The sequence below is a fragment of the Armatimonas sp. genome (assembly GCF_043760365.1).
Taxonomy (GTDB): Bacteria; Armatimonadota; Armatimonadia; order Armatimonadales; family Armatimonadaceae; genus Armatimonas.
Map to the genome: position 1 here is coordinate 1 of NZ_JAYUPA010000704.1, position 10,778 is coordinate 10,778.

8 protein-coding genes are annotated in these 10,778 nt (G+C 59.2%); 3 read left to right on the forward strand and 5 right to left on the reverse strand.

Features of this window, described 5'->3' with window-relative positions; genetic code table 11:
- Positions 1–35: 35 nt before the first annotated feature.
- The 4 genes from ACH2EH_RS16540 to ACH2EH_RS16555 are packed head-to-tail and all read right to left on the reverse strand — an operon-like array spanning position 36 to position 7,690.
- Positions 36–3,134, reverse strand: a complete 3,099-nt coding sequence (locus ACH2EH_RS16540) for a hypothetical protein (protein ID WP_395143273.1) — start codon at positions 3,132–3,134, stop codon at positions 36–38.
- Positions 3,135–3,136: 2 nt separating this feature from the next.
- A complete protein-coding gene (gene csaB, locus ACH2EH_RS16545; RefSeq protein WP_395143274.1) occupies positions 3,137–4,141 on the reverse strand; it encodes a polysaccharide pyruvyl transferase CsaB in 1,005 nt (334 codons plus the stop codon).
- Positions 4,138–6,063 carry a DUF5693 family protein gene (locus ACH2EH_RS16550; RefSeq protein ID WP_395143276.1) on the reverse strand — a complete coding sequence of 642 codons (1,926 nt, stop codon included), beginning with the start codon at positions 6,061–6,063 and terminating at the stop codon, positions 4,138–4,140. The genes csaB and ACH2EH_RS16550 overlap by 4 nt, the downstream gene beginning before the upstream one ends.
- Before the next feature lies 1 nt (position 6,064).
- Entirely contained in the window at positions 6,065–7,690 is a 1,626-nt protein-coding gene (locus ACH2EH_RS16555; protein ID WP_395143278.1) for a M48 family metalloprotease, read from the reverse strand.
- 29 nt (positions 7,691–7,719) lie between these two features.
- On the opposite strand from ACH2EH_RS16555, the gene ACH2EH_RS16560 reads away from it, so the two are divergent.
- The 3 genes from ACH2EH_RS16560 to ACH2EH_RS16570 are packed head-to-tail and all read left to right on the forward strand — an operon-like array spanning position 7,720 to position 10,376.
- The gene (locus ACH2EH_RS16560) at positions 7,720–8,346 is read left to right on the forward strand and encodes a flavin reductase family protein (RefSeq protein ID WP_395143280.1); all 627 of its coding nucleotides are present in this window, start codon (positions 7,720–7,722) and stop codon (positions 8,344–8,346) included.
- Between the two features lie 8 nt (positions 8,347–8,354).
- The gene (locus tag ACH2EH_RS16565; protein ID WP_395143282.1) at positions 8,355–8,999 is read left to right on the forward strand and encodes a WD40 repeat domain-containing protein; all 645 of its coding nucleotides are present in this window, start codon (positions 8,355–8,357) and stop codon (positions 8,997–8,999) included.
- Positions 9,000–9,005: 6 nt separating this feature from the next.
- Positions 9,006–10,376, forward strand: coding sequence for a WD40 repeat domain-containing protein (locus ACH2EH_RS16570; RefSeq protein WP_395143284.1), 1,371 nt, complete (start codon positions 9,006–9,008; stop codon positions 10,374–10,376).
- A gap of 9 nt (positions 10,377–10,385) precedes the next feature.
- Here the strand turns inward: ACH2EH_RS16570 and ACH2EH_RS16575 are convergent.
- On the reverse strand, positions 10,386–10,778 hold a 393-nt coding region (locus tag ACH2EH_RS16575), incomplete at its 5' end, for a hypothetical protein (RefSeq protein ID WP_395143286.1).

The window sequence follows — 10,778 nt, forward strand, 5'->3', positions numbered from 1 at the left end:
CCCGCACGCCGTCTCTGCGACTTCGTTTCTAGAGCTTAATTAAACCGAGCGCGCAGATCGAAGTTCAGAGTTCGGGCATTGTAGGAGAACTGTGGGGTATCGCGGTCAGTCATTCGGATGAAGCGCACATCAAACGTGGCGGAGAGCAGGCTACTGACGGCCCACTCGACTCCGACTCTTGCCTCGTTGTTAAGGTAGTTGAGCGCATTGTGAAACCCGCCGATACTGCCTGTTCCTGCACCAGTTCCTGTTCCTGTTCCCGTTCCTGTGGCAGCGGGGCTACTTGCGTTGAGTAGCCGCCACTCTAAAAACGGGAGTAGCGGTGTCTCCCGGCTCGTGTTCTCTTTGCCCGCCCCCTTTGCCCGCTGCTGCAGTGAGATTGCATAGGTGCTTCGCAGAACAAAAGTCGTGGTGACACCACTCTGCCCAAATCCGGAGCTCACCCCCCCCCCGATCTGCCCCAACCCGGACCCGATACCCGAGACAATACCGCCGCCGCTGCCAAAACTGCTCAGCGCGGTGCCAAAGTTCATTCGCGCCCCACTGATCGTGAAGTTCATCCGGCGGTAGGGTCCCGCCATGACCTGGAGGATGTAGTTTTCGTTGTCCGAGTCGCTCGTGCTGCCCACGTAGGTCGTGCCTTGTTTGCTCCACTGCCCCAGAAGCTTAAACTTCTCGTTGAGGGTGTAGTCCAGCGAGAGATCGGTTGTTTTACTCTCGGTGTTATCGTAACCTGGGATCAGGGAGAGCTGCTGAATAAAGCCCGTCTCCACCCGAAAGCGCGAGGTTGGCGTAAACGAGACCCTTGCGTTTTGAGAGCGTGTGCGCTGGCCCGTAGATGCCCCCCCAAGCCCGGTGTTTCCCGCATCCAAGCCCGAACCCGCGTTATAAAACCCGGAGAGATTTTGCCCATTGGTAGTGTCGGTGAGGTCAAACTGCAACTGGATTTTTTCTGGGAGTGGCGAGTAGGTGGTTGAGAAGGCCAGATCGCGCCCACGGAACAGTGCCCCCCCGGAGTGGTTGGTGGTTAGCCCTACACTGGTTGAGAAAGTTAAGTTTGCTCCAGGGGTGACGTTGAGCTTGAGCTGCGCTGTTTCCGAGGACGAGTTTGTGGTGGTCTGAGCCGCTGTGCCGTCGCGGTACCCACCGAGTAGCCCCCCGGTGCCGCCTGAGCTACCCGTGCCGACTGTCTGGGTGTAGCCATTGGCAAAGATACTGCGCCCCTTGGAGCCCGTTCGGAAGAGACTCGCCTCGATACTTCCCTTCGCCAGATCGTAGGTCGCGGCAAGCTGGTCGCTGTTAAAGGTCGCTAGGGTGCTACCACTTCCCTGCTTGGTGCCCGCATGGGAATAACGCATCCTCGGGAGCTTCTGCCTGCCCTGTGTGAGTGGTGTCCAGTTTGCTCCAAAGTTCATGGTCTGGTTTCGGTAGGTAGAGACTGTGGAGCCCGTCGTTGTGGTTCCTACACTGGAGCTGAGCGGCTGAGAGACGGTCGTGTCGTTGACGGTAAAGTCGTAGGCCCAGCTCGGGGAGGGGCTAAAGCCAAACGTCCCCCGGAGCCCGCGCTCGGAGCGCAGAAGCGCCGTTGCGGTGGACTCAATGCCTGAGAAGCCCGGCTCGATGTTGCGCCAGCCAAGGTTCGCGTTCCACGAGGGCCGAAAGCCTGAACCCGTCGCCGCTCCAGCACTCTTCAGGAGGGCATCCGTGTCTTTCGTGCCCATCATCACGGCGCTCTTACTGTCTGTCTGCTGGGAGCCCAGCGCGGCGGTGAAGATTAGCCCTGTGCCACTGTTTTGCTTACTAATACCCTGGCTCTGGCCGTACTGAACATTGATCTTGGCATTGGGCAACGGGGAAAACTGCGTGTCTAGGCCCAGCACCTGACGATCGCCTCCGACACCGAGCTGCGGCACGGGCGTGTAGTTGATCGAGAGGGATGATATTCCAAGAAGTGCGGTGTCCGCAGGCAGAGAGCGCCGAAGCTGGACGTAGTTCAGCTCCCGATTGAGAATATAGTCCGCATTGATCCCCTCGGTCAGCAGGCGCTCCTGATAGCGCACCTCGACAGGGGTATTGGGCTGAATGGGGGAGGGCAGGGTGTAGCGGGAGGCCAAGTCGCTATAGACCGGGAAGTACTGCGTGACGGGCCGATTTGCGGTTCCACTGCTACCTGCCATCTGCCGCAGCACCGTGGCTCCCACACGCCCCGACTTTGCAAAGCTCGCGGGTGTCTCGAAACGCAGGCCCGTCAGCACACCCGGGCTCGTATTGAAGTTCTGTGCTTCGTAGCTGAACTCAACCGTATCTTCGCGGTTGAGGATACGGCTCTTTTTCATGTGAACCGTCCCCAGAATATAGTCCAGCTCATAGTCCTCGTAGGCAACGAGCTCCTGGCCGTTGAGGTAGAGTTTTTCCGACGCCGGGATGATTTGTGAGGCGTTCATGTAGTAGGGGCCGGTGGTGCCGTTGCCCTGAAAGCTTCCCCGCCGTGCCAGAGCCCGTGTGATCGAGGCCACGGTAGAGAACGTGCGCCCCCCTCCCAGTTGTCGGTCGTACTGCACCCCAACCAAGCGGCGGGAAAAAGTCACCAGCTCATTGCCTGGCAGGCTCGCGTTGACATCGCCTACCGCAGCCTTGGTGCGCTTATCGGCGCTCTCGTACTCGAAACCCAGGAGCTGCGCAAGGCTGGTCTGTGCCGCGACTCGGTTATTCGTCAGGCTGGTATTGACCCGAACGGCATTGAAAAGGCTCCCCATCAGGGTCAAGTCGAGCTGCTGCTGGAAAGGGCCAAGCGACGAAGTATTAAAGAACTGATTGTTGTTTTGAAACTTAAACCAGTCCTTGGCGGACTGGCTCCCTGTGACCTGGTTTGACCTGAGAGTGAGCACCCAGTTCCCGTAGGCATTAAGATCTTTGCCTAGCGGCCCGATCAGGCGCTCAGGAAAGGTCTTGCCATCGCGCGGTGCCCCCCCCATGCCGCCTGCGTTGGTCGAGTTCATGCGGAACTGGTCTTTTTTCTTTTTCTCGTCCTTTGTTTCTTGCTTGACTTCTGTTTCTTGCTTGACAGTGGTCTCCTGAGCCTGGGCCAAGAGTGCCGCTAGGGGTAGCACAGTAGCGAGAAAATAGCGTCTCATTATCATTGGAACCATTCCCGGGCAAGCTCACCCGGACGGCGTGCGCGGGTACGCTCAGCTTGTGCAAAAGCGTGAAGCTGCTCGCGGCGCTTCGGAGCGCTTTCTCGGACGAGTGCCATTGCTGCCCGCAGGCTGTCGGGAGTTGCCTGCACGGCATCCAGTAAGGCATCCTCCTGGCCGGTCGCGCGGGCTAGGGCATCCACCTTCGGGTCGTAGGAGAGTGCCACAAACGGTGTGCCGCAGCGTGCGGCAAAGATCAGGGCATGCAGTCGCATCGCCACGACCTGCTCCGCCACCGCGACCTGCCCGAGCACCTGCGCCACCGACGCGCCTTCACGCTGCCAGTTGTAGCACGGGAGCTCCCCGTGGGCCTCAAGATCGTCTGGCAGGTGCATCGGGAGTGCTGTCGCCCCGGACAAAGATCGAGCCAGGGTTTCGGGAGACACACCCGGCCAACGACGTAGCGCGACCAGTGTTCCCGATGGTTTCGTCACGGCTGCGGGGTCAAGTGCAAATGCGGGGTCGGCCACTACTTCTATAGACCGTGTCACGCCGATTTCCTTCAAAAGAGTCGCGCTTTTTATATCCCGCACCGTCAGCCCATCCGCCTGCTGCGCGATAAGGCGAACCATTTTTCGGGAGAGCGGATGGCTGAGCGGGCCAATTCCCTGCCCCCACCACAGCACACGCCGCGCCTTACGCCGTGCGATCAGGGCCATTAGGACGTACCAGAGCACGGAGCGGGCACTGGTCACATCTTGCAGTAAGCTGCCTCCCCCAAACACAAAGAGATCCGTCCCCGAGAGAGCACGAACAGTCTCTTTCCAGTGCCAGCGATTCACGGTTCCGACGCCCGGATGGAGTGCGGTTGTTGCCGTGGGATCAGCAGTCAGAACCAGCAACTGCGCAGCGGGAAAGCGCTCCGTTAGCGCTGTCCGGATCCCAGCGAGCACTGCCTCGTCACCAAGATTCCCAAAGCCATAGTAGCCCAGTGCCGCAATTTTCATGGCTTCGTTTTTTTCCACTCTCGCTCCAGCAATAAAATCAAGAGAGCACCCAGTCCGACTCCCAGAATCGCCCCCAGAGAGTCGCGCATCACGCTGACCAAGAGGGGGACGTGTAGATGGCAGAAAGTGTTGAGAAAGTCTGTCACTGCAATCACGCCAAGAAGATACAGAGTTACTCCCCAGCGCCTCTCCCCCCGACCGGCAAGATAGATTCCCAGAAGCAGGGCCGCGAAAAGAAGCGACTTAAAGCGTGGGCGGACAGGTAGTGTGGCATCAAGTAGATCCCGGAAACGCAGCTCAAACCCCGTGACCACCACAGCACCGTCGTTGCCAGAGCGTAGCCAGAGCATCGCCAGGACAATAAGAATCGCAAGGCCCGCTCCCACTTGCCAGAAACGTACCGACTCGTTGATCAAGAGAAGTGCTCGCTGGAGCTGGCGGCGCAACAGAGATAAGAGGGCCGCCGGACTCTCGGCGTGCAGACCGACGGCCCAGACCAGCACGGCGAGAAGCAGTGGGAGGTAGAGTGCCGCCTTGATCCCGACAAACGCATCCGCTTTCACGATAAATGCCTGAGTCGCGAGGAGGCCGACCACCGCAATAACTCCCAGTGTGGTCACGCCCAGAATCCGTCCTAGCCGGAGAAGTGCCACGCGAAGCGGTTTTTTGCCCCACTCCACCGGGCTAAGGAGGTCTCCCTGCACCACCGCCCACGCGGCAAAGACAACCGCCGCCGCCAGTGCCGCAAGCCTGGGGGCCACCGCCGCCAGGAGAACAAGCCCGCCCGTGCCCACTAACACCACTAAGGAGAGGGGGTGGGCCAGATCACCAAGTAGGCCAAAGAGCTCGTGGCATAGAAGAAAGAGTGCGGCTGCCAGCCCCAATCCGATTAAGACACGCGCGGCAAGAGGAACTGCAAAAAGGGAATAGGTCTGCGCCTCGCCAATCGTTAACCCACCGCGCTTGAGAGATTTCACAAGCTTCTCTATGTACTGAATGTTCTCGTTAAGGGGATTGGTTTTCTCCAGAAAGAGCCTGACATAGAGCATCCGAATATTACGCTCGCGCGCCGCTAGAGAGAAGCGCTGTATATTATCCCCAGGCGTTGCCGTGGCCATCTCGGCCCCCGGAATGGTATGGACACGAACAACTTGCTCGGTGGCAAGCTGATGCAGAAGCGTATCGCCTTTAATCTTAACGAACTCGACAATGCCAACCTGCAGGCTTTGAGAGTGCAGGGCCTCTGCTGTGGTGCGCAACTGGCTATCGTAGCCCAGCACATCATCCCCAGAAAAAATCACGGTCTTGACACCCTGGCTCTTGAGCTGCTCCAGAGCCCAGCTAATCCCGGTGTTAGGAATGTTTATGGAGTTTTGCAGACGCCCCACCACACTCATATTGGCGTTCTTAACCATCTGGATCAAGTTCGGATCGAGTCCGACCCCAATGGTCTTAATCACCGAGAAAGGCTGGTAGATCTCCATGCCAAGATCCTCAACTTTAAGGAGTTCCGCCCCCGGGGGGACACGAATCTGAGCGTACTCGTTGTTGGGATCCAGCTTGAAATGGGTTCGGCTTTGGATGGCTGCCAGTATGCGGGAGTAGCTTCCCTGGTGGGTCATCAGATAAGTCACACCCGGTTCCGCGGAAGGGATTGCCTCCACACGGCGCGACTCCTCCAGCGAGGCCAGCGTGTCCTCGGTGATTGCGACCGACGTGATGCCGACTTGCTTAAAGCGCTCCAGCACCCGGGCAGTCGGTACCCCTTCAGCGGACGCCAGTTTTTGAACCTCCGTCATGTCAAGAGTGAGCTCAATACGCTTATTACTTGCCTCCGCGACAAAGCGCAGGCTCGCCCCGTACAGACCCGCCAGCGTCCCTATTCCAATCAGCGCCCAGAGCGCCACCCGCAGCTTCTGCATCCTATTCCTTCCACCCTAAGTACGCTCGTGCGGCCAGCTCCCGCTGGAGATCCAGGGTTAGCAGGCGAAGTACCGTGGCAATGTTTTCAGGGATTCCCCCACTTTGTACCACCCAGTCCGCCCAGGAGGTTCCCAGGGGACACGGCTTCTTGTCTGCTCGCTGCCTCGCAAGTGCTGCCGAAACACTCGCCTCTCCGGTGGAGCCGCTCCATTCTACAGTTTGGCCCAGACGGCGCTCCGCAAGCACACTCCAGAGTGCCCTTTTGGTGAGACTGCTCTCTGGGATCAGGAGGTCTAGTTGTTGTTGGTAGCGCCGAACCCGAGCCATCGCAAGATAACGCCACCCCGTTCCCGCAGCACGGCCCGCGCGGGAGAGCTCACTTTCCGCATAGCGGATCAGACCCTCGACTGCCGCGAAATGAGTCCACTGTGCCCCAGAGTTCAGGCGATAGAATCCGCCCAGGTGGAGATCCGCCAGTACCGTGAGTGATGCCTGGCTCGCACGCTGGAGCGGTGCCGGAACCGCCGCGATCTGTGCCAGCGCCTCGCGGATCTCCGAGCGGCCTCGAAGGCACTCAATAGTCTCGGGGTCCGTGCCTGAGTGCAGGGCATCCCAGACGGGTCCGGCGAGCCGGAGCAGCCGTAGGGTGCGTGCGTAGACATCTTGGAGCTTGAACTGGAGCAGATAGGCATGTGTCGAGAGGACAATCCGGCGAATATCCTGACTCTGTGCGGTGAGCAAGAGAAGCTGTTGGAGCGTGCTTGCCGTTACCAGGGGCTTGTAGGTCGCTAAAAGCCGTGTCTGCTGTCGCTGGATCGTATCCACGAGGTCTTTTCGTTCCAGACGATTACGGCCACTGAGGGATGCGGGGACAAGCGCGGAGAGAGCCAGCGGGTCACGGCCTAGGCGAACCAACTGAGCAAGCCCCGCTAGCCCGCGCGCGTCTAGCCCGGCGGCCACGGCTGCTCGGGAGTCAACGTCGCTCTCGCGCACCACGGGCTGCTGACGTCCCGCAGTGGTTCGCTTGGCACCAGCGGGGTGCGTGTTGAAGTACTCCTCCCAAGCCGCCATAGGGCCGCTTGCCATAGTCTCAATAAAGCGGAGGAGCCCACTGGGCGCGTAGCCCGCTGCTGCTGCGAACCCAAGCCCGACTCTATCGGCCTGGTACTCGTTGTCGCGGCTCTGGGCAAGGGCACGCAGCAAATTCAGGATCGGCAAGCCTTGCCTCAGTACGCTGCCCTTGGGTGGTGCGACACGTAGCAGGAGCGCGACAATCCCATTGTTCTGGAGCTGCTGCCACGCATGGCGCTTGGCCACATGCCCAACCTCGTGGGCAAGCACCCCCGCCAGCTCATCATCGCTCGTCACCTCATCCAGTAGCCCCCGTGTCACGAGAACTTTGCTGCCCGGAAGGGTGAGAGCGTTGGCGACATCACTTCCCAGGATCACAAACTCAGGCTTGGCATCCAGCCGATCTGAGTGCACCGCCACTTCCCGCCCTATACGTGTTACCCACTGCGTGAGCAGGGGATCATCGTCAATCCCCGATGCGCCGATGAGTGCATCGCTTGATGCCCTGCCCAGCAGTTTCTCAATTTCGTTGGCGAGGGTATCGGGGCGTTTCACGGGGTCTATTCTACAGGGTACAATCAAATATGTCCCACCGCGCCTTCGATCCGGCGACAATGGCGATCCCTGATGCTTATAAGCTGCTCAATGTCTGCGTCTCACCCCGGCCTATCGCGTTTGTCTCGACTCTCTCGCCGGAGGGCAAGCCCAATCTTGCGCCGTTTTCGTACTTCATGGCCGGCGGCGCAAACCCACCGTCGGTGACCGTTTCGCCGCTGAACAATCGCCACGGACAGCCCAAAGACACGCTGGTCAATATTGAAGCCACGGGGGAGTACACGATCTCTATCGTGACCTACGCGATTCGCGAGAAGATGAACCAGGCATCGTTTGAGTACCCGTACGGCGTGAGCGAGTGGGAGGAAGCGGGATTCACCAAAGGCGCGACGGAGGTTGTCAAGCCTGCGCGGGTTTTAGAATCGCCGCTCGCGATGGAGTGCAGGCTTTTTCAAATCGTCAAACACGGGCCGGGGCCGCTCTCGGCGAACTACATTATCGGAGAAGTGGTGCGCTACTGGATCGCGGAGGAGCTTTTGGACGAGACTGGGAAAGTAGATGCCACCCGAGTGGACTACATCGCCCGCATGAGTGGCGACTGGTACACCCGCGCCCAGCCCGATGCCATGTTTGAACTCGCCCGCCCGATGCCGTAAACTACACCATGCGGTTAAGAATAACTCCGACTCGCGCCTTTCTCTGGGCGACATTTCTCACACCGCTGGTTCTGCTGGGAGGCTATTTTGCCCGGTCCGCTAAAATTCAGCCTCTCCGACCCCAAACAGGAATCGTATCGCAAAACGGCCAGATGATGGCATCACGGCAAGTTGCAGAAGACGGCAAAGAAATGCTCTGGGTCTATCCTGCCGGGATGTCGTCGAGCCTCTGGATAATGGAGCTGCCATTCAATTCGCCTGTTGCCCTTAGCCCCGATGGACGCTACTTGATAACAGGTGAAAGTGAACGCGACCCACTGCTCGGGTTCCCTACCCCACCCTTAGATTACACGCTTGCCTGCCGCGACACAACCACCCGTGGGAGTGTCTGGAAGCGTCTGGAGCAGGTGAACGACGCTACGACGCCACTCGGGGCGAACGCGGTGACAGTCTCGCCAGATAGTTCACTTGTCGCCGTGGCGGTTGTCGAAGGAATTCGCGTCTACTCCCTTCACACCGGCGAGTTTGTTCGATTTATCAATACGGCACCAAACAACCTCGATCCCGATGTGCAGCTTCGCTTCTCGCCCGATGGCCACACTCTAACGGCGACCCAGGCAAGTGGTACGCGGGAGTTTGAGATGAGATTTTGAAGTAAGATGCGCCTTAAACACACACCGAGCCAGACAACCACGCCACCACCGACAAGCTACAGCACCACGGCACCGGCGCCCATCACGACAAGTTCAACAGCGACGGTTGCGACGGCACAGCAGAGCACTCCTGTGGCTCGGTCAGTTGCTGGCATAGGCAGGGGACATCGAAAGACAGGAGTGGCTCGTGTGGCGCTCTGGGTTGTTGGACTGGTGCCCGTTGTGGCGTCGGGGCTGGTGCTCAAGCCACGACTGGAAGCCCAACAAGTCCTGCGAAATACACAATTACACCAGGAGCGCGCCGCTTCCGGGAAGGAACCGCTCGCTTTCTTACCCGTGGCACCAGGGTTTGTCGCCAATGGAATGAGCTTTTCCTTAGGCGAGCGCTATGCCGCAATCCGTTCCTACAAAGAAAAACCGTCGTTTCAGGGACGTGATGTGATCTGGACAAACCAAACGACCACGGTGGATCTCCTGTCGGGTAAGCGCCTCAGTGTCACGCAGAATCCCCCCACAGGGCTATCCTGGGCGGTCGCTCTAAGTGAAGACGGCAAGACATTTGTGACCACGGAATACGGGGACTTTAAAAAGAAACAAAGGCTTCTGATCTGGTGGGACTCCGCGACAGGAAAGGCGATTCGTAAGGTCAATTTTCCAGGCTACGGACAGGAAGTTGTCTTTTCCCAGGGAGCGAAAGAGCTGCTCATCGCCCAGCACGGACGCTTGGAGCTAATTGATCCACGAACAGGGCGGCTACTCAGTGAATTGCCGCTCCCTAAGCAGATTGGCGGAGCGAGGACGGAAACCAACGCGCACCAGCTTGCACTCTCGCCGAACGGTCAGTGGATCGCGGGGCGAGTCCCGCTTCAGAGTGCCCTAGGGCGCTATGCCGAAGCGGGCGCAGGCATCGTACTGTGGAAACGTGGGGAGAAGGCGTCACGCTGGTCCTTTCCCGTGCGTGAGCATGGCAGTCCCAATACTATCTCCGTTACCAATGAGGGAACCGTGGTGGCCTCCGTGGAACGGATCACCAAAGAGATCGGCTGGGATGAGATACACAACCGGGGAGTGGTGTGCCTTGAAGCTGATTCGGGTAAACCACGCTGGTTCCTGAGCAATCGTGAGGCAGTGAACGACCAGGTTTCGGCCCTTGCCTTTGAGACACAGCAGGGCTGGTTTGCCGTGCGCCGCTGGGAGAAGACAATTGAGCTACGTCGCCTGACGGACGCGAGCCTCATTAAAGAAATGGATATGGGCAAGCCTAGTAGCAACTCTGGTTCTTTTGCGCAGAAGCTGCGCTTTTCAAGCGATGGCAAGAAACTCTACGACCGGCAAAGCGACGGGATCGCGGTCTGGAGCCTGGAAGGGCTGAAGTGACGGTTCGGCTTAGAACTTTCCCAGTGTCCTGCGCTTGAGCTCCCAGAAGGCGAGCGCGGTGATGAGAAACGCCACCGTCACAAGTCCGAGCCAGAGTCGGCCTAGGATTTTGTGGCGTGCGGCTCCGAGCAGGCTCAGCGGGATCAGGAACGGGAACAGATCCGTGGTGTAGCGCGAGCCGTACTGCGCGAAGCCGTTCCAGCGAAAGAACAAGTAGGGGATAAAGCCACAGAGCAAGCCAAGAGCCAGCATTCGGGTTCGCGGAGACTTGAGCGGGGCGGCGAGTGCCAGGAGCAGAAAGGGGCTGATCACCCACGCCGACTGACCGCCAGGGCCGAAGTGCAGCCACGGCGCTGTGGGGCGAAGCTCGGGGAACCGCCAGAAATAGAAGCTTAGGTTATC